This window comes from Micromonospora siamensis, assembly GCF_900090305.1.
Lineage (GTDB): Bacteria > Actinomycetota > Actinomycetes > Mycobacteriales > Micromonosporaceae > Micromonospora > Micromonospora siamensis.
Genome location: NZ_LT607751.1, coordinates 5,852,149 through 5,871,829 on the forward strand (window position 1 = coordinate 5,852,149; position 19,681 = coordinate 5,871,829).

Here is a 19,681-nt window from a genome sequence, read left to right on the forward strand (position 1 = left end):
ACACGATGCCACAGCGTCGGCGCCCGTCGAGGGGCGGTGCGACCGGCGGAGGCGGCAGGTGCGGCGCGGGAAATCCTGACGTACGGTGGAAATGTCGCGAATGAAGCTGGATCCACTGTCCGGACGGGGCCATGACGAACGCAGAGCCGCGCGCACCGCGTACGGTTGTGCCCATCGACTCTTCCCTCCTCATCGCCGAGGCCTTCGACCAGGCTCAGGTGACCGAGCTGCGCCACTCGGTCACCTCCTGCGCGCACGCCGCCGGGCTGGACGGGCAGCGCCTCGACGACTTCGTGCTGGCGGTCAACGAGCTGATCACCAACGCGGTCCGGCACGGCGGCGGGCAGGGCTGGCTGCGACTGTGGGGCGGCGCCGGGCGGCTGGTCTGCGAGGTCGCCGACCACGGCCAGGGAATCAGCTCACGGCGGCTGGCCGACCAGAGCCGGCCCGCGCCCGACACCGCCGGCGGGTGGGGCCTCTGGCTGGCCCGGGAACTCAGCGACACCATGGACGTGATCACCGGCGACGCCGGCACCACCGTACGCATCACCGCGCTCTGCGCCGTCCGCCCGCCGTCGGCCGCCGACGCCGAGGGCGGGCCGGCCTAGCCGAAGAGCGCGCTGACCGACTCGCCGACGTGGATCCGGCGCATCGCCTCGGCCAGGGCCGGCGCCACCGACAGCACCTCCAGCCCGGGCACCCGCTTCTCCGCCGGGATCGGCACGGTGTTCGTGCAGACGATCTCCAGCACCCCCTCCTGGGCGCTCAAGCGGCGCAGCGCGTCGCCGGAGAAGAGCCCGTGGGTGCAGGCCAGCCGGATCGACCGGACCTCCAGGGCGCGCAGGTGCTCCATCAGCTCGATCACCGTGCTGCCCTTGGCGATCTCGTCATCGAGCACGATGACGTCCCGGTCCCGCACGTCACCGATCACCGCGCTGATCTTGACCACGTCGTCGCTGAACCGCTGCTTCGCGCCGGCCGCCACCGGGGTGCCCAGCATGCGGGCGAAGGCCGCCGCCGCCTTGGCGTTGCCCAGGTCGGGCGAGACCACCACCGCGTTGGACAGGTCCCGCCGGCGGAAGTGGGTGGCCAGCTCGCGCAGCGCGTGCAGGTGGTCCACCGGCACGCTGAAGAAGCCGTGCACCTGCGGCGAGTGCAGGGTCATCGCCAGCACCCGGTCCGCGCCGGCCGCGGTGAGCAGGTCCGCGACCAGCCGGCCGCCGATCGAGATGCGCGGCGCGTCCTTCTTGTCCGAGCGGGCGTACGCGTAGTGCGGCAGCACCACCGTGATCCGGGCCGCCGAGGCGCCCCGGGCCGCGTCGATCATCAGCAGCAGCTCGACCAGGTGCTCCTGCACCGGCGGCACCAACGGCTGGATCAGGAAGACGTCCCGCTCCCGGCAGTTGGCCTGCAACTGCACCTCGAGGCAGTCGTTGGCGAACCGGGACACCCGGGCCGGGTGCAGCGGGACGCCCAGCTGGGCGCAGATCTCGGTGGCAAGGTCGGGATGGGCGGTTCCGCTGAACACGGCGATGTCGCGCACGGTCCAGATCGTACGGTGGTCGCCCGCCCCACGAGGGTCGGTGGGCTGCACCGGGCCGCCGACGGCGGGTACGGTGCCCGGGTGACCCCCGAGTACGTCGCCGCCATCGATCAGGGCACCACCTCGTCGCGGTGCATCGTCTTCGACCGGGCCGGAGAGATCGTCTCCGCCGCCCAGCGCGAGCACCGGCAGATCTTCCCGCAGCCCGGCTGGGTCGAGCACGACGCGGAGGAGATCTGGGACAACGTCCAGCGCGTGGTGCGCGACGCGCTGGAGGCCGCCGGGATCGGTCCGGACCGGCTCGCCGCCGTCGGGATCACCAACCAGCGGGAGACCACCGTGGTCTGGGACCGGGCCACCGGCCGCCCGGTCGCCAACGCCATCGTCTGGCAGGACACCCGCACCGGGCCGCTGCTGGGCGAGCTGGACCGGGCGTACGGCGAGCAGCGGCTGCGCGAGCGGACCGGACTGACCCTGGCCACCTACTTCGCCGGCCCCAAGCTGCGCTGGCTGCTCGACCACGTCGACGGGCTGCGCGAGCGCGCCGAGCGGGGCGAGGTGCTGTTCGGCACGATGGACAGCTGGCTGATCTGGAAGCTCACCGGGCGGCACGTCACCGACGTGACCAATGCCAGCCGCACCATGCTGATGGACCTGCGCACCCTGGACTGGGACCCGGAGCTGCTCGACGCGATGCGGGTGCCGGCGGCGATGCTGCCGGAGATCCGCTGCTCGGCCGAGGTCTACGGCACCGCCGACGGGCTGCTCGCCGGGGTGCCCGTGGCCAGCGCCCTCGGCGACCAGCAGGCCGCCCTGTTCGGCCAGACCTGCTTCCAGCCGGGCGAGGCCAAGTGCACCTACGGCACCGGCAGCTTCCTGCTGCTCAACACCGGCGCCAGCCCGGTCGCCTCAACACACGGGCTGCTCACCACGGTCGCCTACCGGATCGAGGGGCAACCTCCCGCGTACGCGCTGGAGGGGGCGATCGCGGTGACCGGTTCGCTGGTGCAGTGGCTGCGGGACAACCTCGGGCTGATCTCCACCGCCGCCGAGGTGGAGGAGCTGGCCCGCACCGTGGACGACAACGGCGGCTGCTACGTCGTACCGGCCTTCTCCGGGCTCTTCGCCCCGCACTGGCGCAACGACGCACGCGGGGTGATCGCCGGCCTGACCGGCTACATCACCAAGGGGCACCTGGCCCGGGCGGTGCTGGAGGCGTCCGCCTGGCAGACCCGCGAGGTGGTCGACGCGATGAACGCCGACTCGGACGTGGCGCTGCGCCGGCTCCGGGTGGACGGCGGGATGACCGCCAACGAGCTGCTGATGCAGTTCCTCGCCGACGTGCTCGACGTCCCGGTGGTCCGCTCCCGGATCACCGAGACCACCTGCCTGGGCGCTGCGTACGCCGCCGGGCTCGCGGTCGGCTTCTGGCCGGACCTGGCCACCCTGCGCGAACAGTGGCGCTCCGACGCGGAGTGGACCCCGCGGATGGACCCGGCGCTGCGCGACCGGGAGCTGCGCAACTGGGGCAAGGCCGTGCAGCGCACCCTGGACTGGGTGGACTGAGTGTCCGGTCAGGCCCAGCGGTTGCCGGTGAGCTTCTCGTAGACCTCGACGTAGCGGGCCCGGGTCGCCTCGACCACCTCGGCCGGCACCTCCGGGGCGGGGGCCTGCTTGTCCCAACCGCTGGCGGTGGCCCAGTCCCGGACGTACTGCTTGTCGTAGGAGAACTGGCTGCGCCCCGGCTGGTACGACTCGGCCGGCCAGTAGCGGGACGAGTCGGCGGTGAGCACCTCGTCGCCGAGGACCAGGGTGCCGTCCGGCGCCCAACCCAGCTCGAGCTTGGTGTCGGCGACCAGGATGCCCCGGTCGGCGGCGATCTCGGCCCCCCGCCGGTAGACGTCGAGGGTGATCTGCCGCAGTCGCTCGGCGGTCTCCGCGCCGACCTTGTCCACCACCTCGGCGAAGGTGATCGGCTCGTCGTGCTCGCCCATCGGCGCCTTGGTGGACGGCGTGAAGATCGGCTCGGGCAGGATGGACGCCTCGACCAGGCCGCGGGGCAGCGTCACGCCGGAGACGGCGCCGGTGCGCTCGTACTCCTTGAGGCCGCCGCCGGTGAGGTAGCCGCGGGCTACGCACTCCACCGGGACCATGTCCAGCCGGCGGCACCGGATCGCCCGGCCGGCGAACTCGGCCGGCACGTCGGTGGCCGAGACGACGTGGTTCGGCACCAGGTCGGCGAGCTGCTCGAACCACCACAGCGACAGGGCGGTGAGCAGCCGGCCCTTGTCCGGGATCGGCGTCGGGAGCACCACGTCGTAGACGGAGACGCGGTCGGAGGCGACCAGGATCAGGTCGTCGCCGTCGGCGTACACGTCCCGGACCTTGCCGGAGTGCAGAAGTTCCACGCGCCCTAGTACACCACGGGGACGGACCGCCCTGGATCCGGCCACCCGGCCGACCGCCTGGCGGCCAGCCCACCCGCCCGGCGGCATCCACCACCCGACCCGCCGTTGACACCCACCGCCGCGACCTGTGTAAATGATCAGATCGCGCCCGCCCGTCCCACCGTCCAGGAGTCCCACGTGTCCGCTGCCCGGCTCACCGCGTCCCGCGCCGCCGGACTCGGCCGGCGCCGGCTCCTCGGCGGGCTGCTCGGGCTGCCCGTGGTGGCCGGCGGCGGGCTGACCGCCTGCGGGAACGCGCCGGCGGCCCGGGTCGACGACGGCCCGGTCGAGCTGTCGGTCTTCTGGTGGGGCGGCACGAAGCGCGCGCAGGCCACCGAGCAGGCGCTACGCCTCTACTCGCAGCGCAACCCGCGGGTCAGTTTCCGGATCACCTGGCAGTCGATGACCGGCTACTACGACCGGCTGGCCACCCAGGCGGTCGGCGGCAACGTGCCGGACCTGTTCCAGATCGACGACACCGTCCTCACCGAGTACGCCCGCCGCCAGATCGTGCTGGACCTCAGCCGCCACGTCGCGGACCGGCGGCTCGACCTGACCAGCCTGCCCGAAGGGCTCGCCCGGTACGGGCAGGTGGAGGGGCGGACCGTGGCCGTCGCGGCGGGGCAGAGCCTGCCCGTCCTGGTCTGGAACGCGGATCTGCTGCGCCGGCTCGGCGTGCCCCCACCGACCGGCGCGATGCCCTGGACCGACTACATCGACTGGGCGGCCCGGGTGACCCGGGCGGCGGGTGGTCGGGTGGCCGGCACGGTGGACCCGTCCGGTGACTACCGGGCGTTCTGGCACTGGCTGCGGTCCCGCGGTGTCGAGCTGTACCAGGACCGCCAGCTCGGCTTCGGCTCCGGCGAGCTGCTGGACTGGTTCGAGCTGTGGGAACGGGCCCGCTCCGACCGGGCCACCCCCGGCGCCGCCCTGGCCGACCAGGCCGACACCGCCGACCCGTCCCGGCAGGGAGTGGTCAGTGGGCACACCGCCGTGTCGTTCAGCTGGTCGCACCAGTTCCCCGACCTCCAGCGCTACACCGACGACCGGCTCGGCGTGACCGCCTTCCCCGGGCCGGCCGCCGCCCAGTGGCCCCGTGCCTCGATGTACTGGGCCGGATTCCGGGGCACCCGCCACCCGGACGTGGTGGTCGACGTGATCGACTTCCTGGTCAACGACGTCGCGGCCGGCCGGATCCTCGGCCAGGAACGGGGGCTCAACCCCAGCCAGGCGGTCCGCGCGGCGATCCGCGGGACGCTCACCGAACCGGGCCGCAAGCAGGTCGCCGCGCTCGCCGAGAGCCTGTCCGGCCTGCTCGGGCCGGCGCCCGAGCCGCCGGCGAAGGGACATGCCGCCGTCCGGCGGCTGCTCGTCGCCGCCGCCGAGAGCATCCGCTCCGGTGACGCCGGGGCGCGGGCGGCGACCTCGAAGTTCATGGCTCGGGCGAACGCGGCGCTGGCGGCCTGAGTCCGGGGGCGGACACGATCCGCCCCCGGACGCACCGGGTCAGCGCGGCGGGCCGCCGCGCCGGTTGCGCATCAGTCGCAGGATCAGCAGCACGATCCCCACGACGACCACCAGGCAGCAGAGCAGGCCGATGAAGCCGAAGCCGCCGCCGCGGGAGCGCCGCCGCGCCGCCTCCACGACCAGTTCGCCCGTCCCGCTGGACGCCCAGGCTGCGACCGGGACGAACACCGAGAGCACCGCCGCACCGAGGACCGCGCTGAGCCGGCCCCACCACTTGTTCCACGAAGACATGACCTCATCCTCGCCCAGCGGCGCAACCCCGGCACCTCGAAGCGACGACCACCGCGCGGCCCCACCCCCGACACGACGAAGGGCCCGGAGGAGATCCTCCGGGCCCTTCGACTGCGAGTAGCGGGGACAGGATTTGAACCTGCGACCTCTGGGTTATGAGCCCAGCGAGCTACCGAGCTGCTCCACCCCGCGTCGGTATGTACAGCCTATCGCATCTCTCCGACGGCGATCAGCCGGGTCCCTCATCCCGCTCCCCGGCCCCGGCGGGCGCCCGACCGGAGGGGATCTCGGACAGATCACCGTCGGCAACGGCGAAGGCCCCGGAGGAGATCCTCCGGGGCCTTCGTCACGAGTAGCGGGGACAGGATTTGAACCTGCGACCTCTGGGTTATGAGCCCAGCGAGCTACCGAGCTGCTCCACCCCGCGTCGGCTCCTGAACACTAGCGCAGCTTGCCCCCGAACCGCAAAACGACCCCGTCGGGCACAACCCGGACGCCCGACGCGGAGCTCCCGCGGAACGCGGCAGGTCGCGCTGTCGCCCGCCTCGCTCCCGTCCCGCATGACGCCGGGCGGCCCCCGGTCGTCGCGGGTGGCGCCGTCCGGAGCCCGGGCTGACCCCAGTTGCCGCACATCACGTCATCCAGCGCCCGGACAGGCCCCGGTTGCGGCCCGGGACACCTCGCCCACCGCCTACAGACTTGAGAGCACAGACGACTCGGCCCCGCCTCCTCGCCCGGCGGACCCGGTGAGTCGTTGACGCTCTCAAGTCCGTAGCGGCGGCGCGCGGATCCCGCAGCGCGGCGCGCGGATCCCGCAGCGCGGCACATCGCGCTGACCGGACGCCGGAACCACCCACCGAGACGGCTGGAGCCCGCGGCCGTGGACCGGGGGGGTCCACCGCCACGGGCTCCGCGGGAAGCCGGCCCGGGTCAGCCGTTCGGTGACGGCGCCGGAGAGGCCGACGGCGAGGCCGACGGGCTGCCGCCCGCCGGTCGGCCGGCCGCCTGCTGGGCCTGCTGGAAGGCGGTCATCGCCTCGTCCAGGGTCTTCAGCGCCTGGCCGTACCGCTCGAAGTCACCGGACGTCTGCGCCGCCTTGACCTCGGTGATCGCCTGCTCCACCCGGTCCGCCGCGGCGGCCAGCTCGCCGGTGAGCGGCGGCGCTTCGGTGTTCGTCGGCGGCGGGTTGCCACCGGTGGGCGGCGGAGTGCCGCCCTGCGGCGCCCCCTTGCCCTGTTCGACCAGCTGCTTGATGCCGTCGCTGAGGTTCTTCGCCAGCACGGCGTACGAGCCACCGTCGCCGTACGAGACCAGCACCCGCTGGAGCAGCGGGAAGGCGGTCTGGTTGTTGCTCTTGACGTAGACCGGCTCCACGTAGAGCATCCCGTTGCCGAAGGGCAGCGAGAGCAGGTTGCCGTACTGCACCTGGGCCTGGTTGGAGGAGAGCAGGTTGAGCTGCTGGCGGATGTCACCGATGTTGGTCATCTGCTGGTGCACCTGCACCGGCCCGCCGACCCGGGTCTGGTCCGGCAGCTCCCACACCTCCAGGGTCGGTTGCCCGTCGACGTACGACCCGGAGATCAGCGCGGCGAGGTTCTGCCGCCCGTTCGGGGTGACCGCGGAGGTGAGCTGGAAGCGCGGATCCTGCTGACCGGGGAACTCGGTGAAGAGGTAGTACGGCGGCTGCTTCTGGCCGCTGTCCGGCGCGTCGGGCACGTTCGGCACCTGCCAGAAGTCCTGGCCGGAGTAGAAGTCGCCCGGGTCGGTGACGTGGAACTTGGTGAGCAGGTTGCGCTGCACCTTGAACATGTCGGCCGGGTAGCGGAAGTGCTCGGTCAGCTCCGCCGGGATGTCGGCCTTGGGCAGCAGCAGGTCGCCGCCGAACGCCTTGTTCCACGCCTTCAGCACCGGGTCGGAGTCGTCGAACTCGTAGAGCCGGACCGTGCCGTCGTACGCGTCGACGGTGGCCTTCACCGAGTTGCGCATGTAGTTGACGTTCTCCCGGGCCAGCTGGAAGGTGCCCCGGTTGGTCAGCTCGTCGGTGGTCTCCTGCTGGAGGTTCACCCGCTCCGCGTACGGGTAGGTCGCCGCCGTGGTGTAGCCGTCGATGATCCACTGGACCCGCCCCTTGACCACGGCCGGGTACGGGTCACCGTCGAGGGTGAGGAACGGGGCGACCTTCTCCACCCGGTCGCGCGGGTTGCGGACGTAGAGCAGCTTGGACTTGTCGTTGACCGACTCGGAGAGCAGGAAGTTCGACTCCTGCTCCTTGATGGCGTAGAGCAGCCGGCGGGTGAACGACCCGATCTTGACGCCGCCCTCGCCGGTGTAGGTGTAGTACTGCTCACCGCCGGTCGAGGTCGGGCGGTCGAACTCGACGTTACGGTCGCCGGTCTGCCCGACGATCGCGTAGTCGTCCGGCCCCATCCGCTCGCCGTAGTAGATCCGGGGCTGCTCCGTCGGGATCTGGTCGGTGGGCGAGGTGCAGCCGGCCGCCTCCTTGGCCTCGTCGCCGAGCGATCCGGAGACGAAGTACGGCACTCCGTTGCCGCAGACCTGGTTGGCCGGGGCGCCGACCAGGCCGTAGCCGTGGGTGTAGACGGTGTGCTTGTTGATCCAGTTGTTCTGGCTCAGCTCGTCGTAGTTGATCTCCCGGACGCCGACCACGTAGTCGGAGGTCTTGCCGTCCACCGCGTACCGGTCGATGTCCAGCTTCGGCCCGAAGTCGTAGAAGCCCCGCACCTGCTGGAGCTGGGTGTACGTCTCGGAGACCAGCTGCGGGTCGAGCAGCCGGAGGTTCGGCACCACCGAGGTGTCGGTGGCCAGGCTGGCCGGCGGGACGAGGTTGCTGGCCGCGTACCCCTGGGTCTTGGTGTCCTTGAGGCCGAACGCGGAGCGGGTGGCCTCGATGCTCCGCGCGATGTACGGCGCCTCCTTGTCCCGGGCGCTCGGCTTGACCTCGAAGGTCTGCACGGCCCACGGGTAGATGCCGCCGATGGCGACCGCGGAGACCCCGAGCAGGGCCAGCGCGATGCCGGGCCAGACCAGGTTCCGCATCACCGCGTTGGAGAAGACGATGATCGCGATGGCCACCACGATCGAGATGTAGGCGAGGATCTCCTTGGCCGGCAGCAGCGCGTTGACGTCGGCGTAGCCGGCGCCGTAGAGCTTGGCGCCCTCGTTGTACTCCAGCAGCATGGCCCGCCGGTCCAGCACGTACGCGACGGCCTTGAGCAGCACGAAGACCGCGACGAGCGTGCTCAGGTGGGCCCGCGCGGCGTTGGTCATCCGGTCCCCGACGCCCTGCAGGCGCACCCCACCGAAGACGTAGTGCACGGCCAGCGCGCCGAGCAGCGAGAGCACCACCGCGGTGAAGCCGACCCCGAGCAGGTAGCGCCAGAACGGCAGCTGGAAGACGTAGAACCCGACGTCGACCCCGAACTCCGGGTCCTTGACGCCGAAGTTCCCGCCGTTGCGGAAGAGCAGCCACTGGTTCCACCGGCTCTGCGCCGACAGGCCGGCGAAGAGCCCGATCACGCCGGCCACCACGGCGATCCAGGTGCCCAGCCGGGGGCTGAGCAGCATCCGGTAGCGCTCCAGGGTGGCCTGCTCCAGCGAGTGCGGGCGCAGCTTGGGCCGCAGCCGGTGCGCCAGCCAGAGGTTGCCGCCGATCACCGCCGCCATGCCGAGGCCGACCGTCAGGAAGAGCAGCAGCCGGGTGGTCAGCACCCCGGTGAAGACCTCGGTGTAGCGGACCTCGGAGAACCAGAGCCAGTCCGTCCACGCCTGCACACCCCACCCGAGCAGGGTGAAGAGCACGAAGACGGCGACCAGGACACCGATGGTGACGCGCCCGCGCCGGCTCATCCTGGGCATGGGGCTGCTACGCATGACCACTGTTGGCTCCGCACGCTCGATGCGATCGGCTCCGACCAGGCACCCAGAGTACGGGGTGTTCCTGAACACGTCGGGTCCGCCTCACGCCGCGTCGGCCCACCGCCACCGGGCAGGCGACCGTCGCCGGCCGTCAGCAGCGGGTCGGCTGGCCTCCGGAGCGGAGCTTCTCCAGGGTCTCGAGGGCCTCGTCCAGCGAGCCCACCTTGAGCAACGGCAGGTCGGGCTGCGGGTTGCGGACCGCCTCCGCGCAGTTGTCCGCGGGGACCAGGAAGACCTTCGCGCCGGCCCGCTTCGCGCCGACCAGTTTCTGCGCGATGCCGCCGATCGGGCCGACCCGACCCTCGTCGTCGATGGTCCCGGTGCCGGCGATGATCTTCCCGCCGGTGAGGTCGGCCGGTTCCAGCTTGTCCACCACGCCGAGGGCGAACATCAGGCCGGCGCTCGGGCCGCCGATGTCGCCCAGGTCGATGCTGAGGGTGAACGGGTGCGGCTGCCGCTGGTCGATCTCGACCCCGATCCGCGGCCGGCCGTCCTGCTCCCGGCTGGTGACGTCCGCCGTGGCGGGGGCCCCGGCCCGGGTGTAGCCGATCTTGAGCGAGGTGCCGGCCGGCTTGGCCCGGATCAGCTCGGTCAGCTTCGAGGCGCTGGTCACCGGCGTGCCGTCGACCGAGGTGAGCACGTCGCCGACCTGGAGCCGACCGTTCGACGGCCCGCCCGCGAGCACCGTCTTGACCAGCACCTGGACCGGGAATCCCAGCTCCCGCAGAGCCGCCGTCTCCGCGCTGGTCTGGGACGCCTGGAAGTCCTCGGCGTTGCGCTTCTCCACCTCCTGCTGGGACTCCCCCGGCGGGTAGACCAGCTCGCGCGGCACCACCGCCTCGTCGTGGGAGAACCAGCCGGCCAGCGCCGAGCGCAGCCGCACGCTGGGCTGCACGCCGACGGTGGTGAGCCGGAGCTGCCCGGCGGAGGTCGAGGTCGGCCGCCCGCTGACCTGGATGACCTCCTTGCCGTCCGCGGTGCCCAGGGTGTTCACCGTCGGTCCGGGACCGAGCACGACGTACGGGATGGGCGCACCGAGCACCCCGATGCTGAGCAGGGCGGTGAGCAGGGCACCGAGAAGGACGGTCACGCCGCGTCGTCTCATGCGGCAGAGCGTACCGATCTCCGGTGGGTCGTCCGGCGACCGAACCCGGACTTCGCCCTCAGCGCAACGCCGGTGGCGGCGACCTGGGGCGCGGCGCGCGTACCGTAGACGTCGTGCCTGATATTCCGTTCGGTTTCGCGCTCCCGGGTGGTCAGCCACCAGACCCCAACGATCCCGCGCAGATGCAGCAGTTCATGTCACAGCTGCAAAACCTGCTCTCGGCACCGGGCAGCGGGCCGGTGAACTGGGACCTGGCCCGGCAGGTGGCCGCCAGCCAGCTCGCGGCCTCCGGCGACCCGGCCGTCTCGATGTACGAGCGGCACGCCGTGGAGGAGGCGCTGCGCCTGGCCGACCTGTGGCTGGAGCCGGCCTCCGCCTGGCCGACCGGCATCCAGACCTCGCTGGCCTGGAACCGCAACGAGTGGATCTACAAGACCCTCGACGTGTGGCGCAAGCTCTGCGACCCGGTGGCCAGCCGGATGGTCGGCGCGATGGGCGACCTGGTGCCGCCGGAGGCCCGGGCCCAGCTCGGCCCGATGCAGTCGATGGTCGCCACGCTGGGCGGGGCGCTCTTCGGCGGCCAGCTCGGCCAGGCGCTCGGCTCGCTCGCCGCGGAGGTGCTCTCCGCCGGCGACATCGGGCTGCCGCTCGGCCCGGCCGGCACGGCCGCGCTGATCCCGGCCAACATCCGGGCGTACGGCCAGGGCCTGGAGCTGCCCGAGGACGAGGTACGCCTCTACGTCGCGCTCCGCGAGGCGGCGCACCAGCGGCTGTTCCAGCACGTCCCGTGGCTGCGCGGGCACGTGCTGACCGCCGTGGAGAACTACGCCTCGGGCATCCGGGTCAACCGGGAGGCGATCGAGGAGGCGATGGGCCGGGTCGACCCGACCGACCCGGAGTCGATGCAGGCGATCGCCCTGGAGGGCATCTTCACCCCGGAGGACACGCCGGCGCAGAAGGCGTCGCTGGCCCGGCTGGAGACGGTGCTCGCCCTGGTCGAGGGCTGGGTCTGCCACGTGGTGGACAGCGCCGCCGGCGACCGGCTGCCGAACGTCGTACGCCTGGGCGAGGCGTTCCGCCGGCGCCGGGCCGCCGGTGGCCCCGCCGAGCAGACGTTCGCCGCCCTGGTCGGGCTGGAGCTGCGGCCGCGCCGGCTGCGCGAGGCCGCCGCGCTCTGGGCGGCGTTGACCGAGCACCGGGGCATCGCCGGCCGGGACGCCCTGTGGGACCACCCGGACCTGCTCCCCTCCGACGACGACTTCGCCGACCCGGTGGCGTTCGCGCAGTCCCAGCTCGACCAGGGTGAGCTGGACACGTTCGACTTCACCGCGCCGGGTGGCCCGGAGGAGCAGCCGCCGGGCGGCGGCCGCTCGGAGGGCCCGGAGGACACCGAGGGCGGCGCCGCGCGCTCCTGAGGCCCCGCTCGGCCCTCGACTCCGCCACGGCAGGTGCGCCCGCCCGCCGGACAGCGGCCGGCCGGCAGCGCCGGCGTCCCGACCGGAGGCGACACTGCTGTCGAGCGTGATACCTGAGAGGCATCATTATTCCTCTCAGGTATCACGCTCGTTGGCGTCCACGGGTCCCGGTGAACCCGAATCCCGGTGCGGCCGAGGCGCGACGAGGCGCGACGCCCGACCATCGACCTGCCGCACTCCGCCCCAGCCCCGTCCCGGGAAGGCCCGGCTCGCCGCATCCTGTCCCGACCCCGCCCCGGGAGGGCCCCGACCTGCCGCACCCGGCGCCAACCCGTCCCCGGAAGCCCCGACCTGCCGCACCCGGCGCCAACCCGTCCCCGGAAGCCCCGACCTGCCGCACCCGGCGCCAACCCGTCCCCGGAAGGCCCGGCCTGCCGCTCGGAGTGGGCAGGCCGGGACGGCCGGCTCGGCAGCCGGACGGGAGGCGATGCTCCTATGGATGTCAAGGGGTGTGGAGAGCGGCGAAGTCGGCGAGGAGGGCGGTGTGGACCTCGCGGATGACGTATCGCTTGAGGCACCGCATGATCTCTTTCTTGCCGAGGCCCTGTTTGGTGCGTTTGTCGACGTATGCGCGGGTGCGTGGGTCGTAGCGCATCCGGCTGAGCACGATGGTGTGCAGGGCGTTGTTCGCGGCTCTGTCGCCGCCGCGGTTGAGAGAGTGTTGTGATACCTGGACGTGATCTTCGTTGACCGTGTCGGGGAAGATCACTTCTGTGTCGCTGTGTCTGTAAACCGGCCTACGAGTCGTCGTTGACGGATGGGCAGTGGGCGGTCATCAAGCCGTTGCTGCCGGTGCGGGATCCGCGGCGGGGTGGTCGGCCGTTGCGGTATCCACGTCGGCTGGTCATTGACACGATCCTGTACGTGTTGCGCACTGGTACGGCGTGGCGGCATGTGCCCCATGACCTCGTGCCGTGGGACGTGGCCTACCGGTGGTTCCGGTGCTGGAGCGCCGACGGCACGTGGGATCGGGTTCACGACCTGCTGCGCGACGCGGTGCGAGTGGCCGAGGGACGTGATCCGCAGCCGTCGGCGGCGGTCCTCGATTCGCAGACCGCGCACAGTCATCAGGGCGGTGAGGCGATCGGCTACGACGCCGGCAAACGCACGCGGGGCCGTAAGCGGCATGTCCTGGTCGACACGTGCGGGCTGCTGCTCAAGGCCGTGGTGCATTCCGCGTCGATCCAGGAGCGTGCCGGCGCCAAGCTGGTCCTGGCGAGGATCACCGAGACGTTCCCGCTGCTGGGTCTGGTCTGGGCCGACGCCGGCTACGTCAACCAGGTCGACAAAGGCCTGCTGGCGTGGGCCCGCACCCACGCCGGACTCGACCTGCAGATCGTGGCCCGCAACGCCGACGTGAAAGGCTTCCAGGTGCTACCCCGCAGGTGGGTGGTGGAACGGACCTTTGCCTGGTTGGGACGGTGCAGACGGTTGGCCCGCGACTACGAACGCAAGCCCGCGCACGCCGAAGCGATGATCAAAGTCGCCATGATCCGCCTGATGGCCGCCCGCCTCGCCGGCGAGGACATCGAACCGCAAGGCCCGATCGAGACCGAAGCAGCTCGACGCCTCGACGACGAACTCAACCCGAAGTAGTCACTGGGTTACCCAACACTCTCTGAGGCGGTGGCGGTCGGTGCGTCCGCTGCTGGCGGGTATCGGGGCGGCGCCGCAGAGGTGGGCCAGGGCTGCTTCGGAGCGGAGCCGGTCGGGGTTGTCGCCGGCGGTGGTCAGCAGTTGCCCCGCGACTTCCGGTCCTGCGCCGAACAGGCGGCTAAGGGCCGGTGCGGTGCGGGCGACGGCGGGGCGCAGTCGTCGATCGGCGTGGGCGATCTCGGCGTTGAGCGCGGTGATCCGAGTGGCGATCGCGGCGAGGGCGGCGTTCGTGGCGTGCACCGGGTCGGTGAGCGTGGACTCCTCGACACGGAGGTCGACGCATCGTTGGACGAGCGCGGCACCGGTGAGGCCGGCCAGATCCTCCCGCAGTGCGTCCGGCGCGGAGGTGATCAGGCCGTGGAGCTGGTTAAGGGCTGCGGTGCGGGCCTTGACCGCGCCGCGGCGGGCCACCCGCAGGACGCGGATCGCCTCGACCGGGCCGGTGCGGGTCTTCGGGACACCGGTGGCCTGCCCGGACAGGGCCGTGCGGGCGGCGGCGAGGGCATCGATCGGGTCGGACTTGCCCTTGCTCCGACGGGTCTTGCGGTCAGGGCGGTCGATCTCGACGACGGTGATGCCCGACGCGCTCAGGTGCCGCGCCAGGCCAGCGCCATAGGCGCCGGTGCCCTCCACCCCGACCTTGACCACCCGGCCGAAGGCGCGCAGCCAGAGCAGCAGCTGCTGATATCCGGCTGCGGTGGCCGGGAACTGCTGGTCACCGAGCACCCGACCCGCCTGGTCGACCGCGGCGGCGTGGTGCGTCTTTCCGTGGGTATCAACCCCACCCGTGACCTGGCGCTTCTTGGCTGTCATCCTGGAACCGTCGTCCCTTTCGCTTGCACCGACAGGGTCGGCACGCACTTGCTGGGACGGGCGGACAGGACAGTGATGGGGCCTCTTGCACAGGCTCCTATCAGGTCACGACGCCCCTGCCAGTGACGTGCAGGAACGGGGTCACCCGGAACCGATCGACGAATCGCACAGCAGGACAGCATCGTCGGTCAGGCGGTGAGTCAGACCAGACCGGGTGACCCCACCTACATCCTCACTGTCAGGCGGGGCGACCGGAGAGCAGGGCGCGGGTCGTTTCCCAGCCCTCGAAGGCCGGGTCGAGCGTGGCCAGGTCGCCGGGCCCGCGCAGGCGACGCCAGCCGGCCGTCACCGCGACGTCGCCGGGCTGCGGGGCGGCCGACCGCACGTCACCGGGGACCGCGGTGTCCAGGTCCACCGGCGGCAGCCAGTCCGGCGCCGGCACCCGGGTGGCCAGGCCCAGCAGGCCGGGGCCGGTCCCCTCGACCGGCGCCACGGCGACCGGTCTGCTGGTGAGCGGGCGGAGCAGCTTGCCCAGCGTCAGCGCGGGCACGTCGGGGGCGTCGGCGGCGATGACGGCGGCCTGGTCGTACCCGGTCAGGGCGGCGAGGACCGCGTCGACGGTCGGCGTCGGCACCTCGTGCACCGCGGTGCCGGGCCAGACCACCTCGTCGGCCAGCCACCGGTCCTCGGGTGTGACGGCGACGGCCGTCTCCACCTCGTCGAGCGTCGCGAGCAGGTCGACCACGTCCTCGGCCAACGCGGCACGCCACCGGCCCGGGTCGATACCGGGCGGCGTCCACGGCACCGGGACGAGCAACGCCACCACCACACGTCGGACCATCCCCCGACCCTAGTCGCGCCCGGCGCCCTCCGCGCCCGGCGCTCGGTCGGGTCGCCCCGCCCGGCGGCGACGGGCGGTCAGTCGGCGGGGAGCCCTGCCGCCGCCGCGACGCCCTCCAGGTAGCCCCGGGCCCGCTCGGCCTTCGGGTACCGCCCGACCAGCGCCCAGAACCGGGCGTTGTGGCTGGGGACGACGAGGTGGGCCAGCTCGTGCACGAGCACGTAGTCGAGCACCCACTCCGGCATGTCCTGCAGCCGGTGCGAGATCCGGATGGTCCGGTCGGCCGGGGTGCAGGACCCCCACCGGCCGTTCTGGTTGGTGACCCACCGGACGCTGGCCGGCACGGCCTGCGGCCCGTGGTCGGCCAGGTAGAGCGAGATCAGCCGGGCGGCGCGGTCGAGCAGCTCGGCGTCCGAGCGGGCCAGCCGCCCCTCCCGGGCGGCGAGCCGGGCCAGCATCCGGTCGACCCACTCGGTCTCCTCGGCCCGGGAGAACTGGTCGGGGATGAGCACGACCACCCGCTCACCGTCCCGGTAGGCGGACACTGTGCGTCGCCGACGCTGGCTGCGCCGTACCTCGACGACCGGCTTCCGCACCCCTGCCATGGCCGGGCGCTCAGCCTCGGATTCCTGTCACGAAGGAAAGCTAATGCGTACTGACCAGGGGTCCGCAAGGGTCAACCGCACGACACGCGTCCGGAAAATGACGGTTGGTGACCAGGAGTCCCTAAAAAAATCCTTGCGGAGGGGTGCCGGGTGACCCGATCACCCTTCGTGAAGGGCGGGGCGGTCGCCGGGCACCGCACGGCTCCGCGCCCACGGTAGGTGATCATCGGTGCGGGCCGCTCCTCGGGGGGCCGTACGGGGTGATCTGGGCGGCTCTGCCCGGCGTGTCCCCGCCAAACTGGCTTATCCGGCCCTTTTCGGCATGCACACTCTCGACGTCGACTTGCTCACAGTGTCGATGCACAGCTGACATGGAACTGCCCAGACCTGGGTAGGGTCCGCCAACCAGCGGTCACGTGGGTGGCTGCGGAAAGTCCCGGCGCCGGGCCCGTGGAGGGACCGGCGCGGGGCGAACCGCCGGGACGGCAGGACCGGCGGACGAGACGAGGAGGGCACCGTGGCCGACCAGGCCCAGACGTACAACGGTTACTGCGTCAAGTGCAAGGAGAAGCGGGACTTCGAGGGACACGTCGAGGTCTCCAAGACCGGGATGAACATGGCCAAGGGCAAGTGTCCGGTGTGCGGGACAACAGTGAACCGCATCCTGGGCAAGGCCAAGGTCTGACCTGGACGACTCGAGGCGGGGGCGGCCGGTGGCCGCCCCCGCCTCGTCCGTACCCACTGTCGGGTGCCCGACAGGAGTTACCGGCCGGTTGTGGAAATCACGGGAAGTTTTGTGGATAGCCCTGGGTACAGGGCCGCACACCTGTGGACAACGATCGACCGACCGCACGGTGGCGGTCACGATCCGGAGTCATGACGCGTACCGCCCTTCCCCGTCCCACCCTGCTTCCGGGGCTCACCCGGCTCTGGCGCGACCGGCACACCCTCCAGCTGGGCGTCGAGCCCGGCCGGGCCGTCCTGCTGGAGCTGGCCAATCCACGGGCGGGCCAGCTGCTGGAACTGCTCGACGGCACCCGCAGCGAGCGCAGCATCCTCGCCCACGCGAACGCCACCGACGTGCCGGCCGCCGAGGCCCGCACCCTGCTCGACGCGCTGCGCGCCGCCGGGCTGGTCGTACCCGCGCACACCCTGCTCCCCCGCGACCTGGCCGGCGCGTCCCGCATCCGGCTCGCCGCCGAGGCCGGCGCGCTCGCCCTGGCCGGGGCCGAGCTGCCCGGCACCCCGGCCCAGGTGCTGCGCCGCCGCCGCGCCGCCCGCGTGGTGCTGACCGGCGGTGGCCGGCTCGGCGGGCCGCTCGCCGTAGCCCTGGCCCAGGCCGGGGTGGGTCACGTCGACGCCGACCTGACCGGCCCGGTGCGCCCCGCCGACCTGGTCGGCACCGGCCTCGACGCCGCCGAGGTCGGCCGGCCGCTCGCCGCCGCCATCCGCGCCGCCCTCGCCCGCACCGCCCCGGGCACCGGCACCGGCCGGCTGCGCCGCGGACGCACCGACCTGGTCGTCCAGCTCGACACCGACCGCCCCGCGGCACTGGTCGCCACCGGGTACGCCCAGCGCCGCCAGCCGCACCTGCTGGTCGGTCTCCGCGAGGGCGTACCCGTGGTGGGGCCGCTGGTCCGACCCCCGGCCGGCCCCTGCCTCAACTGCCTGGACCTGCACCGCGCCGACCGCGACCCGGGGTGGCCGGCGCTCGCCGCCCAGCTGGCGGCGGCGACACCCGACCAGGACTGCGCGACCGCGACCCTGCTCTCGGCCGTCGGCTACGCCGCCGCCGAGGCGCTCGCCCACCTCGACGGCGGCGCCCCGGAGACGCTGGGCTGCGCGGTCCGGGTGGCCGCGGCCGGCCGGTTCCGCCGTCGGGCCTGGGCCCCGCATCCCTCCTGCGGGTGTTCGGGCGGACGCCGATGAGGGGCCAGCCCGGCTTCGGAGCAGCAGCGGACCCCTCGCGTCGGTAACAATGGCCGGGTGACCGACATCCCGCGCCGGGCCGTGTCCCGGACCGCCAAGCTCGCCGCTCTGCCGCTCGGCTTCGCCGGGCGGACCGTCCTCGGCATGGGTAAGCGCGTCACCGGGCTCGCCTCCGACGTGATCTCGGCAGAGATCCAGCAGCGCACCGCCGAGCAGCTCTTCAGCGTGCTCGGCCAGCTCAAGGGCGGGGCGATGAAGTTCGGCCAGGCGCTGTCGGTCTTCGAGGCCGCGCTGCCGGAGGAGGTCGCCGCCCCCTACCGGCAGGCGTTGACGAAGCTCCAGGAGGCCGCCCCGCCGCTGCCGGCGGCCAGTGTGCACAAGGTCCTCGCCGAGCAGCTCGGCCCGGACTGGCGGGACCGGTTCGTCGAGTTCGACGACACCCCGGCCGCCGCGGCCAGCATCGGCCAGGTGCACCGCGCGGTCTGGCGGGACCCGGGCTACGGGCCGGCCGGCGGCCCGAAGCACCGGGACGTGGCGGTCAAGATCCAGTATCCGGGCGCGGGGGACGCGCTGCTGGCCGACCTCAAGCAGCTCTCCCGGCTCGGCGGCATGTTCCGGGCGATCCAGCCGGGTCTGGACGTCAAGCCGCTCCTGGTGGAGCTGCGTGAGCGGATCACCGAGGAGCTGGACTACGAGCTGGAGGCCGAGTCGCAGCGCGCCTTCGCCGCCGCGTACGCCGACGACCCGGAGATCTTCATCCCCGAGGTGCTGGACTCCTCCCCCCGGGTCCTGATCACCGAGTGGATCGAGGGCACCCCGCTGTCGGAGATCATCCGCGCCGGCACCGAGGAGCAACGCGACGAGGCCGGCCGGCTGATGGCCGAGCTGCACCTCTCCGCCCCGATGCGGGCCGGGCTGCTGCACGCCGACCCGCACCCGGGCAACTTCCGGCTGCTCCCCGACGGGCGGCTCGGCGTGATCGACTTCGGCGCGGTGGCCCGGATGCCCGAGGGCACCCCGGAGCCGATCGGCCGGCTGGCCGGGCTGGCGCTGCGCGGGGAGGCCGACGCGGTGGTCGCCGGGCTGCGCGAGGAGGGCTTCGTCAGCCCCACCGAGCCGATCGACGCGCAGGCCCTCCTGGAATACATCCAGCCGATGCTCGCCCCGGTCGCCGAGGAGGAGTTCCGGTTCACCCGGGCCTGGCTGCGCTCCGAGGCGACCCGGCTGGCCAGCCCGAAGTCGCCGGCCTTCCAGCTCAGCCGGCAGCTCAACCTGCCCCCGTCGTACCTGCTGATCCACCGGGTGACGCTGGGTTCGATCGGGGTGCTCTGCCAGCTGGAGGCGAAGGCGCCGTACCGGGCGATCCTGGAGCGCTGGCTGCCCGGCTTCGCCCCGGTGGGCTGACCGGCACGAACGCGGCGGGGGCGACGGCCAGCCGGCCGTCGCCCCCGTATCAGGTGGACAAGGATCTATGCGGTGCCCAGGTCGCGAGCCGACTGGGTGCGGCTGCGCATCGCGACGGTACGGGCGGAAAGGGTTGCCTCAGTGCTCGTGGTGGTACGACCGGCCTGAG

At 72.6% G+C, this 19,681-nt stretch carries 16 protein-coding genes, 2 tRNA genes and 1 pseudogene; 8 read left to right on the plus strand and 11 right to left on the minus strand.

Translation table 11 applies throughout. The annotated features are described in order from the left end of the window. Window positions 1–131 precede the first annotated feature (131 nt). Entirely contained in the window at window positions 132–608 is a 477-nt protein-coding gene (locus GA0074704_RS26745) for an ATP-binding protein (RefSeq protein WP_088973035.1), read from the plus strand. On the opposite strand, the gene GA0074704_RS26750 is transcribed toward GA0074704_RS26745, so the two are convergent. Continuing rightward, complete coding sequence (locus tag GA0074704_RS26750) at window positions 605–1,543, minus strand: ribose-phosphate diphosphokinase (RefSeq protein ID WP_088973036.1); 939 nt, start codon at window positions 1,541–1,543, stop codon at window positions 605–607. The genes GA0074704_RS26745 and GA0074704_RS26750 overlap by 4 nt on opposite strands. 81 nt (window positions 1,544–1,624) lie before the next feature. On the opposite strand from GA0074704_RS26750, the gene glpK reads away from it, so the two are divergent. Beyond that, window positions 1,625–3,109 (plus strand): glycerol kinase GlpK, encoded by a 1,485-nt coding sequence (gene glpK, locus GA0074704_RS26755; RefSeq protein ID WP_088974012.1) that lies wholly within the window; start codon window positions 1,625–1,627, stop codon window positions 3,107–3,109. Between the two features lie 8 nt (window positions 3,110–3,117). Here the strand turns inward: glpK and GA0074704_RS26760 are convergent, their stop codons facing one another. Continuing rightward, window positions 3,118–3,951: a phosphoribosylaminoimidazolesuccinocarboxamide synthase gene (locus tag GA0074704_RS26760; RefSeq protein WP_088973037.1), complete on the minus strand. Its 834-nt coding sequence runs from the start codon at window positions 3,949–3,951 to the stop codon at window positions 3,118–3,120. 177 nt (window positions 3,952–4,128) lie between these two features. Between GA0074704_RS26760 and GA0074704_RS26765 the strand changes: the two genes are divergently transcribed. Beyond that, window positions 4,129–5,457 (plus strand): ABC transporter substrate-binding protein, encoded by a 1,329-nt coding sequence (locus GA0074704_RS26765; protein WP_088973038.1) that lies wholly within the window; start codon window positions 4,129–4,131, stop codon window positions 5,455–5,457. A gap of 39 nt (window positions 5,458–5,496) precedes the next feature. Here the strand turns inward: GA0074704_RS26765 and GA0074704_RS26770 are convergent, their stop codons facing one another. From GA0074704_RS26770 to GA0074704_RS26790, 5 genes are all read right to left on the minus strand, one after another. Further along, window positions 5,497–5,748: a hypothetical protein gene (locus GA0074704_RS26770; RefSeq protein WP_088973039.1), complete on the minus strand. Its 252-nt coding sequence runs from the start codon at window positions 5,746–5,748 to the stop codon at window positions 5,497–5,499. A gap of 118 nt (window positions 5,749–5,866) precedes the next feature. Then, window positions 5,867–5,940 (minus strand) — tRNA-Met (locus tag GA0074704_RS26775). 161 nt (window positions 5,941–6,101) lie between these two features. Then, window positions 6,102–6,175, minus strand: a tRNA-Met gene (locus tag GA0074704_RS26780). A gap of 503 nt (window positions 6,176–6,678) precedes the next feature. Further along, window positions 6,679–9,639: a UPF0182 family membrane protein gene (locus GA0074704_RS26785; protein ID WP_172880800.1), complete on the minus strand. Its 2,961-nt coding sequence runs from the start codon at window positions 9,637–9,639 to the stop codon at window positions 6,679–6,681. Window positions 9,640–9,775: 136 nt separating this feature from the next. Then, entirely contained in the window at window positions 9,776–10,789 is a 1,014-nt protein-coding gene (locus GA0074704_RS26790) for a YlbL family protein (protein WP_172880804.1), read from the minus strand. A gap of 182 nt (window positions 10,790–10,971) precedes the next feature. Here GA0074704_RS26790 and GA0074704_RS26795 point away from each other — a divergent pair, with 182 nt between their 5' ends. Continuing rightward, window positions 10,972–12,204 (plus strand): zinc-dependent metalloprotease, encoded by a 1,233-nt coding sequence (locus GA0074704_RS26795; protein ID WP_172880807.1) that lies wholly within the window; start codon window positions 10,972–10,974, stop codon window positions 12,202–12,204. A gap of 502 nt (window positions 12,205–12,706) precedes the next feature. On the opposite strand, the pseudogene GA0074704_RS26800 reads toward GA0074704_RS26795, so the two are convergent. Further along, window positions 12,707–12,928 (minus strand): annotated as a pseudogene (locus GA0074704_RS26800) (IS110 family transposase); the annotation flags it as partial. 47 nt (window positions 12,929–12,975) lie between these two features. On the opposite strand from GA0074704_RS26800, the gene GA0074704_RS26805 reads away from it, so the two are divergent. Continuing rightward, window positions 12,976–13,860 (plus strand): IS5 family transposase, encoded by an 885-nt coding sequence (locus GA0074704_RS26805; RefSeq protein WP_157743812.1) that lies wholly within the window; start codon window positions 12,976–12,978, stop codon window positions 13,858–13,860. On the opposite strand, the gene GA0074704_RS26810 is transcribed toward GA0074704_RS26805, so the two are convergent. The 3 genes from GA0074704_RS26810 to GA0074704_RS26820 form a co-directional block, all read right to left on the minus strand. Continuing rightward, window positions 13,861–14,733 (minus strand): IS110 family RNA-guided transposase, encoded by an 873-nt coding sequence (locus GA0074704_RS26810; RefSeq protein ID WP_088973044.1) that lies wholly within the window; start codon window positions 14,731–14,733, stop codon window positions 13,861–13,863. A 238-nt stretch (window positions 14,734–14,971) separates the two neighbouring features. Then, window positions 14,972–15,574: a hypothetical protein gene (locus GA0074704_RS26815; protein ID WP_088973045.1), complete on the minus strand. Its 603-nt coding sequence runs from the start codon at window positions 15,572–15,574 to the stop codon at window positions 14,972–14,974. Between the two features lie 77 nt (window positions 15,575–15,651). Beyond that, window positions 15,652–16,179, minus strand: coding sequence for a M48 metallopeptidase family protein (locus GA0074704_RS26820; protein ID WP_088973046.1), 528 nt, complete (start codon window positions 16,177–16,179; stop codon window positions 15,652–15,654). Window positions 16,180–16,696: 517 nt separating this feature from the next. Here GA0074704_RS26820 and GA0074704_RS29130 point away from each other — a divergent pair. The 3 genes from GA0074704_RS29130 to GA0074704_RS26830 all read left to right on the plus strand — a co-directional run bounded on the left by GA0074704_RS29130 (window position 16,697) and on the right by GA0074704_RS26830 (window position 19,512). Then, window positions 16,697–16,864 carry a DUF5679 domain-containing protein gene (locus GA0074704_RS29130; protein ID WP_007464795.1) on the plus strand — a complete coding sequence of 56 codons (168 nt, stop codon included), beginning with the start codon at window positions 16,697–16,699 and terminating at the stop codon, window positions 16,862–16,864. A gap of 191 nt (window positions 16,865–17,055) precedes the next feature. Beyond that, entirely contained in the window at window positions 17,056–18,108 is a 1,053-nt protein-coding gene (locus tag GA0074704_RS26825; protein WP_088973047.1) for a TOMM precursor leader peptide-binding protein, read from the plus strand. 57 nt (window positions 18,109–18,165) lie between these two features. Next, window positions 18,166–19,512 (plus strand): ABC1 kinase family protein, encoded by a 1,347-nt coding sequence (locus GA0074704_RS26830; RefSeq protein ID WP_088973048.1) that lies wholly within the window; start codon window positions 18,166–18,168, stop codon window positions 19,510–19,512. Window positions 19,513–19,681 lie beyond the last annotated feature (169 nt).

Excerpts from the sequence above, each read along its gene's own strand:
- GA0074704_RS26745 (WP_088973035.1), top strand. The coding sequence starts at position 132 with ATGACGAACGCAGAGCCGCGCGCACCGCGTACGGTTGTGCCCATCGAC.
- GA0074704_RS26770 (WP_088973039.1), bottom strand. The coding sequence starts at position 5,748 with ATGTCTTCGTGGAACAAGTGGTGGGGCCGGCTCAGCGCGGTCCTCGGT.
- GA0074704_RS26785 (WP_172880800.1), bottom strand. The coding sequence starts at position 9,639 with ATGCGTAGCAGCCCCATGCCCAGGATGAGCCGGCGCGGGCGCGTCACC.
- GA0074704_RS26790 (WP_172880804.1), bottom strand. The coding sequence starts at position 10,789 with ATGAGACGACGCGGCGTGACCGTCCTTCTCGGTGCCCTGCTCACCGCC.
- GA0074704_RS26795 (WP_172880807.1), top strand. The coding sequence starts at position 10,972 with ATGCAGCAGTTCATGTCACAGCTGCAAAACCTGCTCTCGGCACCGGGC.
- GA0074704_RS26810 (WP_088973044.1), bottom strand. The coding sequence starts at position 14,733 with ATGACAGCCAAGAAGCGCCAGGTCACGGGTGGGGTTGATACCCACGGA.
- GA0074704_RS26815 (WP_088973045.1), bottom strand. The coding sequence starts at position 15,574 with ATGGTCCGACGTGTGGTGGTGGCGTTGCTCGTCCCGGTGCCGTGGACG.
- GA0074704_RS26820 (WP_088973046.1), bottom strand. The coding sequence starts at position 16,179 with ATGGCAGGGGTGCGGAAGCCGGTCGTCGAGGTACGGCGCAGCCAGCGT.
- GA0074704_RS26825 (WP_088973047.1), top strand. The coding sequence starts at position 17,056 with ATGACGCGTACCGCCCTTCCCCGTCCCACCCTGCTTCCGGGGCTCACC.